Genomic DNA, 17490 nt, shown 5'->3' with positions numbered 1-17490 from the left:
GAGCGACTCCAACCGCCGGCGGTCCACCGCGGGAGACGACCCCGGTCACCAGCGGCCGGTGACGGTCGACGAGTACGACCGCCGGCGGCAGACGACGGGTGACCACCCCGGCGATCGCCGGCCCGTCGAGCAGGATACTCACGACGTCGACGATCGGTGGCCGGCCTGCCGACCGAGGCCGTTCCAACACCCCTTTGTGCGGCGGCGGCCACGCTCGACCATGACTCTCGAGGGCGAACTCGACGGGGCCGTCGTCCGCGTCGGCGGCGACGCCCGCCAGCGATTCCACGACGCCCGCGGCTACGGCTACCCGCTCGGCGGCAACGAGATCGCCCTCTCTCCCGTCGAGGCCGCCCACCTGCTGTACACCGGGAACCTCGCCGGCGTCCGGGTCGACGGCGAGTCCCTCGACTTCCGCGGCTTCGCCGCTCGCGAACCGGGAATCGACTTCGGCGTCCGGTACCTCGTCTACGCCGACCTCCGCTCGCGCGGGCTCTACCTCTCGCCGGCGCGCGATCCCTGGATCGATCCCGACGCGTTCGACGCCCTCTCCGCGGCGACCGACTTCGCCGTCTACCCCCGCGGGGATGGGCCGGGCGATGGCACCCTGGAATACGCCCTCCGCGTGATCGGCGAGCGGACGGACGTCCCCGCGAGCGCGCTCGACCCGGGCGTGCTGGCCGTCGTCGACGAGGAGAGCGACATCACGTACCTCGAGATCGGCGAGCCGACGGTCGAGGGCGACAGCGTCCGCGTGACCGATCACGATCTCGGGATCGGCGGCGACCGTCCGGGGGCGGGGGACGACGATCCGAGAACGGACGACGGTCACGGGGTGGACGGCGGTCCGGGGACGTCGTCCGACGGCCAGGGTCCGGTCGAGGCCGACCTCCTCGCGGATCGGGTCGTCGTCTGGGAGCCCCCGCGGACGCTCTACGAGCGGACGTTCTACGGCCAGCCCCTGGAGGGCCGCGAGTACGACGGCGACGAGCCGACGATCCAGTGTTCGCTCCTGGAGGCGGCCCACCTCGCGTCCGCCGGCGTCGTCGACCTCGATCCGGCGGCGGTCCGCTCGCGCGGCCGGACCGTCGAGGGCGAGCGGTTCGACCGGCGATTGCGAGTCTACACGGCCCTGCGCGAGCGCGGCGTCGTCCCGAAGACCGGCTACAAGTTCGGCGCGGACTTTCGGACGTACGCGAGCGTCGAGTCGGTCGACGACCTCGGCCACTCGGAGTTCCTGGTTCGCGTACTCCCCGGCCGGCACGTCTTCGAGCCCCGCGACCTCGCGCTCGACGTCCGCCTGGCCCACGGCGTCCGCAAGACGATGGTCGTCGCCCTCGTCGACGACGACTCCGGACACCCGGACGATCCGGCCGATGGGATCACGTGGCGCTCGATCGAGCGGCTGACGCCGTGAGCGCGGATAGTTCCCCGGGAGGAACTGGAAACCAAACGACACCGAGACCGGCCAGAGCGGTACCCAGCTTCAGCCGTCAGGCACCTCGTCGCCGTGTCCGGCGTGTCGCTTCATCCGTCGGGAGAAGTCAGAGAGGTTCATCGCCGCGGCGCAGTCCTCACAACAGTACCGGACGCCGTCGGCGTACGTCTCGGAGAGCGGGGCCGGCGACTCGACGGTGACCCGAAAGAGGAACTGCGGTGCCACGTCGCGAGTACAGCGATAACACTCGCGCCCACGCGGCTTGTACTCGGGTGCATCACTCGACGCGTCGGCGGCCGTCATCCGCGATCACCCCGAGAAGCGCCGGCCGACCTGTCGGTGACGCTCGACCGTCGACGTCGGAAATCGTACGCGAACGGCGGGTAGCGGTTCGACTCTCGGAACCGAAAGCGGGCGAGACCTTTTTGTCGAATGACTGTATTCCGTAACATGGCAACTAAATCCTCGCTGGATTTGGAAGCCACGTCTCGGGTGCCATCACACCCGGGGCATTTCTACCCTCGAACGGAGTCCGTGGCTTCCGTGCGGATGGTTGACGTGAAAGGTAATATAGTTACTGGATAGGTCGTGGAATCAACAGAGACATCGTGTGGATAGTACCGTATAGACGGAGTTGGATAGAGGGGAGAGTCGGACGCGATCGTACGACCGTGTGAGATCGGTCGACCCCGGTGGTCCCACTCGCTGGCACACTACGGACGGTCCGTCCAGCCAGCGCGTCACCCGCCTGGGTCGACCGTCGTCCCGGTCGGGGAAAGAATTATTATCGATTGTGATAAAATTAGGCGCAATGTTCTGGTTTCCCCGGCCCGATTCGGGACGCCGCCGTTTACGGGAGGGTCCCCGCGTATGACCAGGCGCAAGCGGCGCCGCTCACGGCGATCCTCCGAGGACGAACGCGAGTCGACCGACTCGTCCCGGTCGCGTCGGCGTGCCCGATCCGAGTCCGCCGACCCGATGGCACCCGGCCCTCTTGGGGTGCCCGTGCTGGGGTCGACGGAGGCGACGGTGAGGGAACCGGTTTCGCTCGGCCCGGCGGCGAGCGAGCGGGCGTCCGACATCATCGCCGAGTTCCAGAATCGCCCCGACGAGATCCCCATCGACAACAACCGGCAGAACCTGGCGTCGCTGCAGCGGAACATGGACGCCCACGAGGCGACCGGCCCGGCGGGCGACACCGGTGTCCCCGAGAGCGTCCGCGAGGTGATCTCCTCGTCGGGGCAGTCGCTCGACGCGTCGATTCAGCGCGCGGTCGAAGAGCGGATGGGCGACTCCTTCGGTGACGTGCAGATCCACACCGGACCGCAAGCCGCGAAGGCGTGCGAGGACATCAACGCCCGCGCGTTCACGGTCGGCAACCACATCGCGTTCAATTCTGGGGAGTACGACCCGGAGCGTCCGGAGGGCCAGCACCTGCTGGCGCACGAGCTAGCGCACGTGAGACAACAGACCGGTGCGGCGATCTCGATGATGCCGCAGGAGGGCGTCGAGCTGGAGATCGACCCGGATCCGCAGCTCGAACGCGAGGCCGAAGAGACCGCCCGGCGGGTGATGGAGGGCGGTGAGCTGGGGATCCAGCGGCTCGCGGATACGGCAGTCCACGTCCAGCGAGCGCCACAGCGCACGGCCACACGCTCCGGGTCGTCCCAGCGCCCGGAACACTACACGGTCGAGAAGGGTGAGACGCTCCGGGAGATCGCGGAGAAACTCGGCGTCAGCGTCGAGGCGCTGAAAGCGGCCAACTCGGACCAGCTCCACGGGCCCGAGGACAACCCGTACTTCTACGCGGGGGCGACGATCACGGTCCCCCACGAGGCGAGTGCGAGCCGGAACACCGGCCTGTGGATCCCAGACAACGCTTTCGAGGAGGTCGGTGAGACCGTAGACGAGGTCGGCGACTGGATCCAGTCGCTGTTTGCCACGGCGGAGCCCGCCACCGATACGATCGATACGGGTCAATTGACGTCGGTGATCGAGGCGGAACTCGACAACTATCAGAACCTCGAAGTGAGTGTCGGAGACGACACGGTCACCGTCGAGGCAGCGTACTACATTGCCACGCGCGACGTCGACAGCCGCGGGCGCGAGTTCGAGGGTCTGGTGGCCAAAGCCGGCGAGTACGCCGACACGCAGTTCAAGGGGACCGGTGGTGGCACGTTCACGATTGGCCGGGCGGCCCAGTATGGCAAGGCCTCGCCAGGCACGCTCGAGGACTTCCTCCAGCACGCCGTCGACGAGGGGTACGTCACACCCGACGGCGACCGCGAGTGGGCGGATCTCTCGAGCGACGAGAAGCGATCGGTGCTGCAGGACTGGGTGGACCAGAAGCAGGTCGGCGTCGACTGCTCGGGATTCGTGGCCCACCTTCGGACGGAGATCCGTCGGACGGTCGGCGCGACGGTCGAGCGCGTGGCGAACAGGGGTGCCACGGCGCACCACGAGATCGTCGACCGGGTGGAGACCCCGGCGGACCTCCAGCCCGGCGACGTCTGGGTCTCCCACGATACAGATGCGGGGGATAGCTCCAATCACGTCCGAATGGTGTCGCGGATCGTCGACCAGTCGGCCGACCGCGTCGAGTTCGAGTACGCCGAGTCGGCGGGCGGGGTCGGGCCGAGCAGCGACACCGAGGAGATGGACGCCGACGCATTCGCGGCGCAGTTCAGCGACGCCGACGACGTGACGACGGGGTTCTACCGGCCGGATTACGATTCGGACCGGCTCCTCCCCGTCCAGCGCGCTCAAGCGGAGAGTGCGGCGACCCGGGCCGGCGAAACCGGGGTTCCCGAATCGGTCCGCGACGTCGTTTCGTCGCCCGGCCAGTCGCTGGATTCGTCGATCCAGCGGACGATGGAAGAGCGGATGGGCGACTCGCTGGGCGACGTGCGGGTTCACACCGGGCCGCGAGCCGCGGCGGCGTGCGAGGCGATCGATGCGCGGGCGTTCACGGTCGGAAATCACGTGGCCTTCGGTGCTGGCGAGTACGACCCGGAGAGCGAGGAGGGCCAGCACGTGATCGCGCACGAACTCGCGCACGTTCGGCAACAGACGGAGGGGGCGGTGTCGATGCTGCCCCAGGAGGGAGGAGAACTGGAGATCGATCCCGATCCGTCGCTAGAGCGCGAGGCCGAGCAGACCGCAGAGCGTGTGATGGACGGTGGCGAGTTGGGGGTGCAGTGTCCGTCTGGAACGAAGGTGTATATTCAACGCATTCCAACCGACAACGAGAAGGATGGAGAATCTGAGGAGTATCAGGGAGGTAGCCCAATCGTCAGTGACCAGAGGAGATTATCCAACCCGGAACAACGAACGGTAGAGAATTTTCTCGAACTCGAAGCGCTGTCCGACGATGAAGTCCAAACAGTAGCAACCATCTTCGATATTCAAGAGACGAATGAAATCCGAAAAGCGTCCGACCGGATCAAGTGGATCCGAGAAAATCACGAGGAAGTAACTCGGATCGTGTCGGGGGCAGCAGCCAATCGAGAAGACCGATACCCCGATTGGTACGAAGATCCTCACGCTCCGGATTCCCTCGTCGTAGAATTCGTGACATCCAAAGACCAAGAGATGGAGTTGCTTCGAGCACACGGCGATGAGAACCAAGACCGGTATTGGCTTATTCCCCCTCGCGAGGTAGGCGGAATATCCCCCGACGATGTAGAAGACCTTTCGGCGGAAGGAGTCCGGGAAGCTCTCGCTCTCCCGGAGATTCCGAAGTACATATCGAAAGTAACTATTCCACCGGGGAAGGCGCTCCGTATAAGTACCATCAAGGAGAATTTCGGGACGGAAGCGACTTGGCCACAGGTCGAACTCGAAGAACGCTTAGGCGAAGGGGCATACGAGGTAATCCACTCGTTCGACGAAACCGACCGAAGTTTTGAGGAGGACGGAACATGACCACGATAGACATCGAAGGCGATACGTTAGTTGTCGGAGATACGAAGTTCCGTTTCCGACATCCAGTCAAGGAGACGGCAGATAAGGGAGACGTGGTTATCGTGCTCCTCGACGTACCAGTCGGCGAGATAGACAACCGAAACGTTATCGGCGTGTCGAAAGATGGGGACCGATTGTGGGAGATCGAACCAATCAGCGACGATCCCACGAGAGATCAGGCGTATGTATCGCTGTATGAACGAGGTGGCGACGTGTGGGTCGGCAATCCGATCGGTGCCGAATGTAAGGTGGATGCTCGTACCGGCTCGTTCCTCGAGAAACGGACTAAACGATGGTGAGAGGACTGCATCGAATACCCACCAACCGTGCACTCTAGTGATCGGATCGGTCAGGGGACGAGATCGGACGGTTCGACTTCAAGGACGAGAACGCGTATCCTGACAAGAAGTACAGTATCGAGCACCGTCCCCCCTACGCGCCTGGCCAGGTCGAAGCGGTCTGGCAGCGAGCGAAGGAAGAGAGTCCCGATGGTAAGGTTCGGGATCCAAATTCAGGTGACATTTTGACCTGGGAGCGTTTGAAGACAAGAGGAGATCAGTGGCACATGGGTCACAAAGAAGGCCACGAATATAGATACCTATTAGAATAATACCTCAAAGGAGGGCCTTGTTTAGACGGCTGAAATCAGCCAGTAGCAGCGTCAAGCGCTAGTTCGACGTTTCTGACGGCACATTTCAGGACGAGTTCGCGGAACTGGCCGAACCAGGTTCGAGCTCGCACGATCTCACCGTATTTTCGCCGGAGCGCGAAAAACGTCGCTTCGATATTCGATCGTTGATGGTACGTCGTATCATCGAGCAAGACATTGTTTGCGATGCCGTGCCAACCGAATTCTCGGTACTTTATCACTGGTGTAACGCCCTCAGATCGCAATTTATGACGAAGTAGTTCCCAGTCGTAACCTTTGTCCGCGGTCAGTATCGTCAGTTTCTCTAGGTTCCGCGTGAGTAGTTGCCACGCGATCTGAGAGTCGTGTGGTTGTTTCATCGAGCAATGAATGTCGAGAATCACCCCAGTTTCGCAGTCGATCAACGCCGTCGTTTTCACCGCTCTAAAGGTGTAATTCGTCCGTTTGGCGTAGTGCTGACTCGCCGCGATGCGATCCATTCCGGTTGCGTCGATCGCCTGAATGTCGCCGGTGTCGTGCAACTGCGCCGACAGGCGGAGAAAGTCGCGCCAGATCGGCATTTTCAGCGGCTGCATGCGCGCACAGACGGTGGTAAAATCGGGCAACTCAGCCGGTTCTAAATCGAGAATTCGACTGATTCGAGGCATTTCTGCAAGGACGTCGAGCAGCCGTCGATACGGCAAATCGAGGTAGGTTTTGAGACCGTGAATTGTCACGATTACCCAGTCGGCATAGCCGCCCTCACCCGGTTGAAACGCCGGTCTTGGCGCTCCAGCGACGGCTTTTTGTGAGAGCGACACAACCTGCTTCGTGAAGCGGGCAATCTTCGTAGGCACAACCGAAGCTACCCGCTTCATTTCCTAGTACATTCGACAAGTAGCAGCGTTTGCTAGGACCCTAGAACTTACTAGTGAAGCGCGCTCCGTGCTGGTGACGAGCATCTAAACAAGGCCCAAAGGAGTCATATCTGAGGAACGGTTTCTGGAAGAGTGTCAAAATACGGAACACTACCAGCCTGAGGCTCCGAAAGAGAACATGAGTAGAAAACACGAAGGGAGAGGTGGCTACTGGAAAGAAACGTTTGGACGACTGCAGGAAGGAGGGAAACAATGAGCACTAACGAATACGATGACGTCGAAATGGCAGTCATTCAGAACGATATAGAAGCCCTCAACTCCGGACTGAGGAACGTTGATGTAAACGTCCGTGCCCCCAATCAGTATAATCTCCTTCATACCGCAGCCGTATCTGGCAAACCGGACATGGCGGACGAACTCATCGAACGCGGTATAGACATCGACGCCCAGGATTACGAGGACAAGACGCCGCTCCACAGAGCACTGGAGACCGAGCACTACGATGTTGCAAGACTATTGATCGAACATGGGGCGAATCTCGATATCGAGGACGAATACGGGAACCAGCCCTTATGGAGGGCTGTTTTTAAGGGAGATACAGAGATGGCAGCGTTGCTCGTGGAGCACGGTGCCGATCCCACACACGTGAACGAGAACGGTAAATCTCCGCTCGATCTCGCCAGAGAGTACGGTATACAGGAACTCCTCGAGGCTCTCGAAGGGGAACGAGATCACGAATAGTCTCGGGCAACCAATGACGAATTCATAGGCCTGTCCATCGACGACGCCGTCGTAACGACGAGATTCTACCCCCCACAGAGCTACGCTCGGGCAGAATTCGAGATTCAACGGGTTCTCATGGGCAGCACCTAGACCGTCTGGCGAGATCGGGGTTCCCGAATCGGTCCGCGCCGTCGTTTCGTCGCCCGGTCAGTCGCTGGATTCGTCGATCCAGCGCACGATGGAAGAGCGGATGGGCGACTCGCTGGGCGACGTCCGTATTCACACCGGGCCGCGAGCCGCCGCGGCGTGCGAGGCGATCGACGCACGGGCGTTCACCGTCGGGAATCACGTGGCCTTCGGTGCTGGCGAGTACGATCCCGAGAGCGAGGAGGGCCAGCACGTAATCGCGCACGAACTCGCGCACGTGCGTCAGCAGACGGAGGGGGCGGTGTCGATGCTGCCCCAGGAGGGAGGAGAACTGGAGATCGATCCAGAACCGTCGCTGGAGCACGAGGCCGAGGAGACCGCAGAGCGTGTGATGGCCGGTGGCGAACTGGGGATCCAGCGACTCTCCGGGGCCGAGGTCCACGTCCAGCGGTGGACGGATCAGCCGCGTGAGTTGATCGAGTGGCTGACACTGCGAGCGACAATCGGTCGCCGACGAACGATAGCGAGGCTTTTAGCCCGTCGGCCGGCTAGAAGAACCGAATGGCCGACGAGTACGGACTGGTCGACACGGACTCCGCCGAGATTACGGGCGACGAGTGGGAAGAGATCGACGTCTCGGACACGGAGGCCGATCGGATCGCCCGCAAGCGCGACCGGGAGTTCAGCCAGTTCAGAGAGCGCCTGACCGACGCCGACCAGTTCAAGGTCGAGCAGTCGGTCTTCGACGACGCGACGTTCGCCGCCCTCTACAAGCTCGTCCAGGACGGCCACGTCGACGCGTTCGGCGGGCCCATCTCGACAGGCAAGGAGGCGAACGTCTACCAGGCGCTGGGCCCAGACGAGACCGACGTCGCGGTCAAGGTCTACCGGATCAACGCTTCGAACTTCCGCCAGATGCGCGACTACCTGGAGGGTGACCCCCGGTTCGAGGGACTCGGCGGCAAGAAGAAGGACGTGGTCCTCGCGTGGGTGAAAAAGGAGTACGCCAACCTGAAACGCGCGAAGCGTGCCGGCGTCCGCGTCCCGGAGCCGATCGCGACCGAGCGCAACGTCCTCGTCATGGAGTACATCGGGGACGAGACCGGTCGGGCGAAGCGCCTGGGCGAGGTCCACGTCGAGAACCCGCAGACGGCCTTCGAGGTGATGCGCGAGTACATGCGCCGTCTCTACGCGGCGGGCATCGTCCACGGCGACCTGAGCGAGTACAACGTCGTCTTCCACGACGGCCAGCTCGTCGTCATCGACCTCGGGCAGGCCGTCACGGTCCACCATCCCAACAGCCGCGACTTCCTGGAACGCGACTGTACGAACGTGGCCTCGTTCTTCCGCCGACAGGGACTCGACGTGAGCGACGACGACTTGCTCGCGTTCGTGACCGACCCCGAGCCGGACCCGTCGCGGGAGTGACCGGCCGGCGCACGCCGACGGCGCGGTGATTCCCTACTCGACCGCGATCACGTGCGCGTCAGCCGGGTCGAACCCGACGCGGAGGGCGTCGTCGGGCGGCCGTCCGTCGGGGGCGACGTCGAGTCGCAACACGATCGGTCGCCCGTCCCACTGGCCGTGGATCCGGACGCGCTCGCCGAGGAATTCCGTGGTTTCGACGTCGACGCGGAAGCGATTGTCGTCGGCATCGCGCGAGAGGGCCTCCGGCCGGACGCAGAACGTCACCCGGTCGGCCGACGCGGGGAGGTCCGGGAGGACGAACGTGCTGTCGCCGACCGCGACGGGCGTGAGTCCGTCGGCTGATGACGCGTCCGCGCCGCCGTCTTGCACGACCCCCTCGAAGACGTTGTTGTCGCCGACGAAGTCCGCGACGAACCGCGTCTGGGGCTCGCGGTAGACGTCCCGGGGCGTGCCGACTTGCTCGACTCGGCCGTCGCGCATGACCGCGAGGCGGTCCGAGATGGCAAGCGCCTCCGCCTGGTCGTGGGTGACGTAGACCGTCGTGATACCGAGCCGGCTCTGGATGCGTTTGACCTGGCGGCGAAGCGACTCGCGAAGGCGGGCATCGAGCGCGCTCATCGGCTCGTCGAGCAGGAGCAGCGAGGGCTCCGGCGCGAGCGCCCGGGCGAGGGCGACGCGCTGTTGCTGGCCGCCCGAGAGCTGGGACGGCTCGCGGTCGCCCATTTCGGGAAGGTCGACGAGGTCGAGTAGGTCCGAGACGCGTTCATCGCGGGACGTCCCGGCCGGCGGGTCGCGAAAGCGAAGACCGTAGCCGACGTTCTCGGCGACGGTCATGTGCGGAAAGAGCGCGTAGCTCTGGAAGACGACGCCGACGTCGCGCCGTTCGGGAGCCAGGTCGGTCACGTCTTCGCCGTCGAAGGTGACGCGGCCGGTCGTCGGCGCCTCGAACCCCGCGATGGTTCGCAACGTCGTCGTCTTCCCGCAGCCGGAGGGGCCGACGAGGGTGAAGAACTCGCCGTCGCGGACCGTCAGGTCGACATCGCGAAGTGCGACGGTTCCTGAGTCCCCGTCCGAGAACGACCCTACTGGTGCGTCTACGGGCGTTATCGAATTACCGTCCGTGCCGTAGCGCTTCGAGACGCCCTCGAGGCAGAGTTCCGTCATCGTTCGAACCTCCCGCCGACGCGGTCGACGACGACGAAACTGGCCGCGGTGACGGCGAGGAGGACGACCCCCATCGCGAGGGCGGGACCGGATCGACGGCCCAGGTAGCGTTCGACGGCGACGGGCATGGTGTAGGCGTCGCCACCGGTCGCCAATATTACCGTCGAAGAAAACTCCCCGATCGAGATGGCGAAGGCGAAGGCGGCGCCGGCGACGATACCCGAGGCGACGAGCGGGAGTTCGACGTCGCGCAGTGCCCGGTATCGTGAGGCGCCGAGCGCCCGGGCCGACTCGACCACGGCCGGGTCGAGAGACGCGAGCGGTGGCGAGACGGTGCGCGTCACGAACGGGTACGCTGCGACGGCGTGGGCGGCGACGATCGCGACGCTCCCGGTGATCTGCAGTCGCCACCCGCCGGGCAGCGGGATGCCGAAGACGAGCCCCTGCAGGAGACCGATCCCGAAGACGACGCCGCTGACCGCGAGCGGGAGCATGGCGAGCGTGTCGACGAGCGTCCCGCCGCGACCCGCGCGCGTCGTCACCACCGAGACGACGACGCCCATCGGCACCGCCACGGCGAGCGTCGCGAGGCCGAACAGGAGCGAGTTCACGATGGCGCGAAACGGCAGCGTCTGGAACGACTCGCCCTCGATCTGGCGTTCGAGCAGGAACTCGTAGTGGCGAAGCGTGAAGCCGCTCCCGTCGGTGAAGCTCCCGAGGACGAGGCTCGCGAGCGGGCCGACGAAGACGACCAGCGCGAGGAGGCCGTAGCCGACGATCGCGAGCCGGCGCGGCGACAGGACGCTCCGCGCGTCGGGAAACAGGGGGTCGCGCGGCGGCGCAGCGCTCCCTGTCGAGAGCCCCGTTTGCGCGGACTCGTAGCGGAGATAGGCGTAGGTCAGCGAGAGCGAGACGATCGTCTCGAGGATAGCCAGCGTCGCGGCCTCGGACAGCGCAAGTTGGCGAACACGATCGTAGATCCAGACCTCGACGGTGGCGAGTTCCAGCCCGCCGAGCGCGAGGACGATCGGGAACGTCATGAACGTGAAGACGAACGTCAGGAGCGCGCCGGCGAGGATCGCCGGACGCAGTTGCGGGAAGACGACGTCGACGAATGCACGGCGCCGACTCGCCCCCAGACTGCGGGCGGTCTCGACGCGTCGGACGTCGACGGACTCCCAGGCAGCGACGGTGACGCGTGCGACCAGCGGCGCATTGTAGAAGGCGTGGGCGACGATCACGATCGCGAGCGGGTTCCACTCGATGAACGGGTACGGCCCCAGGCCGACGAGTCCGAGGAGGGAGTTTATCGTCCCCGTCCGACCGAAGGTGGCGTAGAAGCCGATAGCGACCAGAATCCCCGGGAGGACGAACGGGAGGATCGTCAGCGACCGGATCGTTCGGCGACCCCGAAAGTCGTACCTCGCGAGGACGTACGCGGCGGGCAACCCGAGCGCGAGACTCGCGACCGTCGAGAGGGCCGCCTGGTACGCCGTGAACCCAAACAGACCGAACCGGACGCCAGGGGTGTCGACGGCGAGCCACGGAACCGGGAGTCCGATTCCAGGAACCCGCCGGACGGTCGCGGAGACCGAGACGGCAGCGAGCCAGTCCCGGAACCCGGCGAGGTGCTCGGGAATCGCCAGCGGGTCGGCGAGGACGCCCGCCAGGTCGCCGACGTAAAAGGGGTCGCTGAGCACCGCGGCGAACGACGCGAGGGTGACCGACCCGCGATCGACCACGGCCTCGACGAAGACGATGGCCACCGGCAGGTACAACATCACGGCGAGGATCCCCGCGGTGACGAGTGCGAGGGCCGTGAGTGCGTGGCGCTCTAGCCACGCCGCCAGGGCGGTCCGCGTTCGACGCTGCGGCGAGGTCGGGACCGACACGACCTTACAGGCCGGTGCGTTCCCGGGCCCACTCCTCGATCCAGCCGTCGAGGGTACCCCGGAGTCGGTCGTAGCCGACGGTCACCGCCTCGGGCGGTTCGTGGGCGTACCGGTCGAAGTCGTCGGCCAGGTCGACGTGCTCGGGGGCGACCGCCGGGAACTGGACGTTGCGCTGTGCGATCTCGGCCTGGGCGTCGCTGGAGAGGAGGAAGTCGACGAACGTGTGCGCGAGCGCGGCGTTCGACGCCCGGTCGAAGACGCCGATCCCTTCCGGGTTCGCGTAGCCCTGGTCGTTTGGGAAGGCGATCTGATGTCGGCTCATGTCCTGGTCCTCCGCCGCCGCGAACACCTGGTCGGTGGAGTACGAGACGATCATCGGCCGCTCTTCTTCCATGTACGACCCGTAGTATGAGTCGGACCAGTCGTCGAGGATGCGGACGCCGTTTGCGTCCAGGTCGTCCCAGTAGTCGAGGTAGCCGTCCGCCCCGTAGCCGTCGATCGTCCACAGCAGGAAGGCCTGTCCTGGGTCGGACGTCTGGGCGTTCTGGGCGATCAGGGCGTCCTCGTAGGCGGGTTCGGTCAGATCGTCGAACGTCTCGGGTTCGTCGACGACGGTCTCGTCGTAGACCAGACTGATGTAGCCGGTGTCGAAGGGGAGCACGCGGTCGTGCGGGTCGCCCATATCCAGCCCGTCGCGGATGCGGTCGGCCCGGTCGAGGTGGTCGACGTCGAGTTCCAGGAAGAGGCCGCCCTCCGCGAGCGTGTCGTCGATTCGAGCGAGATCGTCGACGTTGACCCCAAGGAAGACGTCCGCGTCGAGCGACGCGTCCTGCTCCTCGAGCTGAATGAAGCGGTTGAGGCCGTTCTCCGGGGCCGTCCACTCGATCGACGCGTCGGGATAGGCGTCCTCGAAGGCCGTCGTGAGCCAGGGACCCGCCGGATCGTTCCCGTCGAGCATCGAATCGTAGGTGGCGACCGTGAGCGTCCCCGATTCCGGGTTTCCGGTCAGTTCGTACCCGTCCCCGGGCGACTCGTCGCCGTCTCGCGTGAGACAGCCGGCGCCGCCCGCGAGCGCACCGCCCATAACCGCACCGACGAAGGTTCGTCGTCTCATTACCACATGATTTCACCCAGTGGTCTTAAGCGACGGCATTTTCTTCGACGACGAGGTAATCTGGGCAGTGATCGCTGAATTCGACCGGTCGGATTCGTCGGCCGATCGGCGTCGGCAACGGCCGGCGAAACGGTTAGTACGGCCGAGCGACTACTGTGGCGTGATGATATCCGCTCTCATCTGGCGCTGGCGCCGTCCATCGAGAGCGGACAGTGTCGACGTCGTCCCCGTCGCGGCCTAACCCGGCGCACAGACGTCGAGCGCTCCCTTCGTTCTCCCGCGAATCGATCGCCGAGTGACCACGACACGACCGAAGATGACACGGAACCCAGAGACGACACCGACTGCCGAACAGCCGATAGCATCCGCTGCGACCCGCACACCAGATACCGCCAGTGAGGACGAGTACGCGAAACTGATCGAACAATTCGGTGCAGAACCGGTCACAGACGACCAGCTCGACCGCCTCCCCGACCACCCGGCGATCCGCCGGCGGACGTTCTACGCCGGCCGCGACGTGGACCGCTACCTGGACGCGGCCGAGTCCGGCGAGCCACACGCGATCGTCACTGGCGTGGGACCGTCCGGGCCGCTCCACCTCGGCCACGTCCTCCCGCTGTACGTGGCGAAGCGGTTCCAGGACGAAACCGGCGCGACGGTCTACCTCCCGTTTTCGGACGACGAGAAGCTCCTCTCGCGAGACCTGTCCTTCGAGGAGATCGGCGAGTACACTCGCGAGAACCTGCGGGACGTCCTCGCCGTCGGGTTCGATCCCGACCGGACCCGGATCGTGATCGACACGGCGGACGCCGACGTGATATACCCCGTCGCCGTCACGCTCGCCGAACGGCTGACGCCGGCGACCGTCGACGCGGCCTACGGCGAGCAGGCCAACGTGGGAACGGCGTTCTATCCGGCCGTCCAGTCCACGCACCTCCTGCTTCCGCAACTCGTCTCCGGCCACCAGCCGACGCTCGTCCCGATCGCCGCCGATCAAGATCCCCACGTTCGGGTCGCTCGCGATCTAGCCGACGGCGAGGCCCTCCCCGTGGACAAACCGGGCGCACTCCTGGGGCGCTTTCTCCCCGGACTCGACGGACCGGGAAAGATGAGTTCGTCGGACGACGCGCCGACGATCTCGCTCACCGACGACCGCGAGACCGTCGCCGAGACCGTCCGCGAGCACGCGTACACGGGCGGACGGGTGACGATCGAGGAACACCGCGACCGGGGCGGCGATCCGGCCGTCGACGTCCCGTTCCAGTACCTCCGGTACCTGTTCGAGCCGGACGACGACGAACTTACCCGGATCGAGCACGCCTATCGCGACGGCGACCTCCTCAGCGGCGAGTTGAAAGAACTCGCGATCGGACGGATCGGAGACTTCCTCGAGAGCCACCAGCACCGTCGTGAGGGGCTCGGTTCGCTCGCAGACGAACTCCCCCAGTATCAGTTGACGGCGACCGAGCGCCGACGTGCGCTCGACGCCGCCGGCGTACCGACGGTTCCCTGACCGTCGCGACGCGGCCAGGTGTCCGTCGTCATCACGACCTGGCACCGACACCGAGGACCCACAGGCCGATCCCGGACGTCCGCACGTCACTCTCCCACACCCCGCACAGGCCGGTCCAAGGGCTTAACACCGCGCACCGAATACCAACCGCTATGCAGCACGTGAAGATTCCGCAGGACCGCATCGGCGTCCTCATCGGCAGCGGCGGGGAGACGATGCGGGAGATCGAGTCGGCTGCGGAGGTCAGACTCGACATCGACTCCGAGAACGGGTCGGTCGCCGTCGACACCGTCGGCGACCCCGTTCGCGGTCTCAAGGGCCCAGAGATCGTCCGGGCGATCGGTCGTGGCTTCGCACCCGAAGACGCCCTCGCCCTCCTCGACGACGACCTGATGATGCTCGACGTGGTCGACATCGACGCCGCCTCGCGCAACAAGAACGACATGAAGCGCAAGAAGGGCCGTCTCATCGGAGAAGACGGGCGTACCCGCGAACTCATGGAGGAACTCTCCGGCGCGTCGGTCGTCATCTACGGCTCGACACTCGCCGCGATCGGTACGCCCGAGGCGGTCGACGTGGTGCGCACGGCAGCCGAGATGCTGCTCGACGGCGCACCCCACGGCACCGTCTACTCCTACCTGGAGGACAAGCACAACGAACTCAAACATCAGGGGCTGCAGTACCACCGCTATCCGGGCTCGGAGACGGAAGAAGAGGTCTGATCGAGGACGAGTCGGCTCGTCCCGGACGTATTCGCGCAGTCCGATAGTTCACTACTTAAAAGACGCGTGCTAGGTCCAAACACAGTCTCCGAATCCCACACACTGGCCGTCGCCGCGTGGCATGGAGCGTTAGACTTATATAGAATCACAATCAATCCTTGAGGTGACTATGGCACAACAGCAGATGGGCAACCAGCCCCTCATCGTACTTTCGGACGACAGCCAGCGGACGTCCGGAAAAGACGCGCAGTCGATGAACATCCAGGCCGGCAAGGCCGTCTCCGAGGCCGTTCGGACCACACTCGGTCCGAAAGGGATGGACAAGATGCTCGTCGACTCGAGTGGCTCCGTCATCGTCACGAACGACGGCGTCACGCTCCTGACGGAGATGGAGATCGACCACCCGGCCGCCGACATGATCGTCGACGTCGCCGAGACCCAGGAGAGCGAGGTCGGCGACGGCACCACCTCCGCCGTCGTCGTCGCCGGTGAACTCTTAAAGCGCGCCGAGGAGCTCCTCGACCAGGACATCCACGCCACCACGGTCGCACAGGGGTACCGCCAGGCCGCCCAGAAGGCTACGGAGGCCTTGGACGACGTCGCGATCGACGTCGACGTCGACGACACCGAGATCCTGGAGCAGATCGCCGCCACCGCGATGACCGGCAAGGGTGCCGAGAACGCCCGCGACCTCCTCTCGGGACTCGTCGTCGACGCCGTCCGCACCGTCGCCGACGAGGACGGCATCGACGCCGAGAACATCTCCGTCGAGAAGGTCGTCGGCGGCGCCATCGAGAACTCCGAACTCGTCGAAGGCGTCCTCGTCAACAAGGACCGCGTCTCCGACAACATGCCGTACTTCGTCGAGGACGCCAACGTCGCCGTCATCGACGGCGCCCTCGAGGTCAAAGAGACCGAGATCGACGCCGAGGTCAACGTCACCGACCCCGACCAGCTCCAGCAGTTCATCGAGCAGGAGGAGGCCCAGCTCGAGGAGATGGTCGACGAGCTCGTCGACGTCGGCGCCGACGCCGTCTTCGTCGACAAGGGCATCGACGACATGGCCCAGCACTACCTGGCCGACGCGGGCATCCTGGCCGTCCGCCGCGTGAAGGACTCCGACGCCCAGCAGATCGCGCGCTCGACCGGCGCGACGCCCGTCACCTCCGTCGACGACATCACCGAAGACCACCTCGGCTTCGCCGGCTCCGTCGCCCAGAAGGAGATCGCCGGTGACGAACACATCTTCATCGAGGACGTCGAAGACGCGAAATCCGTCACCCTCATCCTCCGCGGCGGTACCGAGCACGTCATCGACGAGGTCGACCGCGCCATCGAGGACGCCATCGGCGTCGTCCGCACCACCATCGTGGACGGCAAGGTGCTCGCCGGCGGCGGCGCCCCCGAGATCCAGCTCTCGCTCGCCCTGCGCGACTACGCCGACTCCGTCGGCGGCCGCGAGCAACTCGCCGTCGAGGCCTTCGCCGACGCCCTCGAGGTCATCCCGCGCACCCTCGCGGAGAACGCCGGCCTCGACCCCATCGACTCGCTCGTCGAACTCCGCTCGGAGCACGACGCTGGCGAGACCGGTGCCGGCCTCGACGCCTACACCGGCGACACCATCGACATGGAAGCCGAGGGCGTCTACGAGCCCCAGCGCGTCAAGACCCAGGCCATCGACTCCGCGACCGAAGCCGCCGTCATGCTGCTGCGCATCGACGACGTCATCGCCGCGGGCGACCTCGCCGTCGCCGACGACGACGAGGGCGACGACATGCCGGCCGGCGGCCCAGGCGGAATGGGCGGCGGCATGGGCGGCATGGGCGGCGGTATGGGCGGCATGATGTAGGAGCGATTCGGAACGAGCGACGTGAGTGAGA

The 17490-nt window shown here is 65.3% G+C and carries 14 protein-coding genes and 3 pseudogenes; 12 read left to right on the top strand and 5 right to left on the bottom strand.

Annotated elements, in window-relative coordinates; translation table 11 throughout:
• Positions 1–220: 220 nt before the first annotated feature.
• Positions 221–1417 (top strand): tRNA-intron lyase, encoded by a 1197-nt coding sequence (gene endA, locus NO366_RS05770; RefSeq protein WP_256533375.1) that lies wholly within the window; start codon positions 221–223, stop codon positions 1415–1417.
• Positions 1418–1486: 69 nt separating this feature from the next.
• On the opposite strand, the gene NO366_RS05765 is transcribed toward endA, so the two are convergent.
• Positions 1487–1741 carry a hypothetical protein gene (locus tag NO366_RS05765; RefSeq protein WP_256533374.1) on the bottom strand — a complete coding sequence of 85 codons (255 nt, stop codon included), beginning with the start codon at positions 1739–1741 and terminating at the stop codon, positions 1487–1489.
• An 858-nt stretch (positions 1742–2599) separates the two neighbouring features.
• On the opposite strand from NO366_RS05765, the pseudogene NO366_RS05760 reads away from it, so the two are divergent.
• The 4 genes and pseudogenes from NO366_RS05760 to NO366_RS18630 form a co-directional block, all read left to right on the top strand.
• Positions 2600–3077, top strand: a pseudogene (locus tag NO366_RS05760) (eCIS core domain-containing protein); the annotation flags it as partial.
• Between the two features lie 1016 nt (positions 3078–4093).
• A pseudogene (locus NO366_RS05755) lies at positions 4094–4672 on the top strand (eCIS core domain-containing protein); the annotation flags it as partial.
• Between the two features lie 686 nt (positions 4673–5358).
• Positions 5359–5700, top strand: a complete 342-nt coding sequence (locus NO366_RS05750; protein ID WP_256533373.1) for a DUF7957 family protein — start codon at positions 5359–5361, stop codon at positions 5698–5700.
• A gap of 62 nt (positions 5701–5762) precedes the next feature.
• Positions 5763–6011, top strand: a complete 249-nt coding sequence (locus NO366_RS18630; RefSeq protein ID WP_425493220.1) for a GH-E family nuclease — start codon at positions 5763–5765, stop codon at positions 6009–6011.
• Between the two features lie 35 nt (positions 6012–6046).
• Here the strand turns inward: NO366_RS18630 and NO366_RS05745 are convergent, their stop codons facing one another.
• Entirely contained in the window at positions 6047–6907 is an 861-nt protein-coding gene (locus NO366_RS05745; protein ID WP_256533372.1) for an IS5 family transposase, read from the bottom strand.
• Between the two features lie 106 nt (positions 6908–7013).
• Between NO366_RS05745 and NO366_RS18625 the strand changes: the two genes are divergently transcribed.
• The 4 genes and pseudogenes from NO366_RS18625 to rio1 all read left to right on the top strand — a co-directional run bounded on the left by NO366_RS18625 (position 7014) and on the right by rio1 (position 9205).
• Positions 7014–7163 (top strand): GH-E family nuclease, encoded by a 150-nt coding sequence (locus tag NO366_RS18625; protein WP_382274555.1) that lies wholly within the window; start codon positions 7014–7016, stop codon positions 7161–7163.
• On the top strand, positions 7160–7648 hold the full coding sequence (locus NO366_RS05740; protein WP_256533371.1) for an ankyrin repeat domain-containing protein: 489 nt from the start codon (positions 7160–7162) through the stop codon (positions 7646–7648). The genes NO366_RS18625 and NO366_RS05740 overlap by 4 nt, the downstream gene beginning before the upstream one ends.
• A 139-nt stretch (positions 7649–7787) precedes the next feature.
• Positions 7788–8228: pseudogene (locus NO366_RS05735) on the top strand (eCIS core domain-containing protein); the annotation flags it as partial.
• 110 nt (positions 8229–8338) lie between these two features.
• Positions 8339–9205, top strand: coding sequence for a serine/threonine-protein kinase Rio1 (gene rio1, locus NO366_RS05730; RefSeq protein ID WP_256533370.1), 867 nt, complete (start codon positions 8339–8341; stop codon positions 9203–9205).
• Positions 9206–9238: 33 nt separating this feature from the next.
• Here rio1 and NO366_RS05725 read toward each other — a convergent pair whose 3' ends face one another.
• From NO366_RS05725 to NO366_RS05715, 3 genes are read right to left on the bottom strand one after another with little or no spacing between them, the layout of a single operon-like run.
• Positions 9239–10369, bottom strand: a complete 1131-nt coding sequence (locus NO366_RS05725) for an ABC transporter ATP-binding protein (protein WP_256533369.1) — start codon at positions 10367–10369, stop codon at positions 9239–9241.
• Positions 10366–12261 carry an ABC transporter permease gene (locus NO366_RS05720; RefSeq protein ID WP_256533368.1) on the bottom strand — a complete coding sequence of 632 codons (1896 nt, stop codon included), beginning with the start codon at positions 12259–12261 and terminating at the stop codon, positions 10366–10368. The genes NO366_RS05725 and NO366_RS05720 overlap by 4 nt, the downstream gene beginning before the upstream one ends.
• Positions 12262–12265: 4 nt before the next feature.
• A complete protein-coding gene (locus NO366_RS05715; protein ID WP_256533367.1) occupies positions 12266–13375 on the bottom strand; it encodes a thiamine ABC transporter substrate-binding protein in 1110 nt (369 codons plus the stop codon).
• A gap of 316 nt (positions 13376–13691) precedes the next feature.
• On the opposite strand from NO366_RS05715, the gene NO366_RS05710 reads away from it, so the two are divergent.
• The 3 genes from NO366_RS05710 to thsA all read left to right on the top strand — a co-directional run bounded on the left by NO366_RS05710 (position 13692) and on the right by thsA (position 17459).
• On the top strand, positions 13692–14888 hold the full coding sequence (locus NO366_RS05710; protein WP_256533366.1) for a tryptophan--tRNA ligase: 1197 nt from the start codon (positions 13692–13694) through the stop codon (positions 14886–14888).
• Positions 14889–15040: 152 nt separating this feature from the next.
• On the top strand, positions 15041–15610 hold the full coding sequence (locus NO366_RS05705; protein WP_256533365.1) for a KH domain-containing protein: 570 nt from the start codon (positions 15041–15043) through the stop codon (positions 15608–15610).
• 184 nt (positions 15611–15794) lie between these two features.
• Positions 15795–17459: a thermosome subunit alpha gene (thsA, locus tag NO366_RS05700; RefSeq protein ID WP_256534004.1), complete on the top strand. Its 1665-nt coding sequence runs from the start codon at positions 15795–15797 to the stop codon at positions 17457–17459.
• Positions 17460–17490 lie beyond the last annotated feature (31 nt).

This window comes from Halovivax cerinus (genome assembly GCF_024498195.1).
Classification (GTDB): domain Archaea; phylum Halobacteriota; class Halobacteria; order Halobacteriales; family Natrialbaceae; genus Halovivax; species Halovivax cerinus.
The sequence above is the reverse complement of the archived record's forward strand: the minus strand, read 5'-3'. Positions and strand labels throughout refer to the sequence as shown.

Bases quoted from the DNA above. Each gene is read 5' to 3' on its own strand.
- NO366_RS05745 (WP_256533372.1), bottom strand. From the start codon at position 6,907: ATGAAGCGGGTAGCTTCGGTTGTGCCTACGAAGATTGCCCGCTTCACG.
- NO366_RS05710 (WP_256533366.1), top strand. From the start codon at position 13,692: ATGACACGGAACCCAGAGACGACACCGACTGCCGAACAGCCGATAGCA.
- NO366_RS05765 (WP_256533374.1), bottom strand. From the start codon at position 1,741: ATGACGGCCGCCGACGCGTCGAGTGATGCACCCGAGTACAAGCCGCGT.
- rio1 (WP_256533370.1), top strand. From the start codon at position 8,339: ATGGCCGACGAGTACGGACTGGTCGACACGGACTCCGCCGAGATTACG.
- NO366_RS05705 (WP_256533365.1), top strand. From the start codon at position 15,041: ATGCAGCACGTGAAGATTCCGCAGGACCGCATCGGCGTCCTCATCGGC.
- NO366_RS05715 (WP_256533367.1), bottom strand. From the start codon at position 13,375: ATGAGACGACGAACCTTCGTCGGTGCGGTTATGGGCGGTGCGCTCGCG.
- NO366_RS05740 (WP_256533371.1), top strand. From the start codon at position 7,160: ATGAGCACTAACGAATACGATGACGTCGAAATGGCAGTCATTCAGAAC.
- endA (WP_256533375.1), top strand. From the start codon at position 221: ATGACTCTCGAGGGCGAACTCGACGGGGCCGTCGTCCGCGTCGGCGGC.
- thsA (WP_256534004.1), top strand. From the start codon at position 15,795: ATGGGCAACCAGCCCCTCATCGTACTTTCGGACGACAGCCAGCGGACG.
- NO366_RS05725 (WP_256533369.1), bottom strand. From the start codon at position 10,369: ATGACGGAACTCTGCCTCGAGGGCGTCTCGAAGCGCTACGGCACGGAC.
- NO366_RS05750 (WP_256533373.1), top strand. From the start codon at position 5,359: ATGACCACGATAGACATCGAAGGCGATACGTTAGTTGTCGGAGATACG.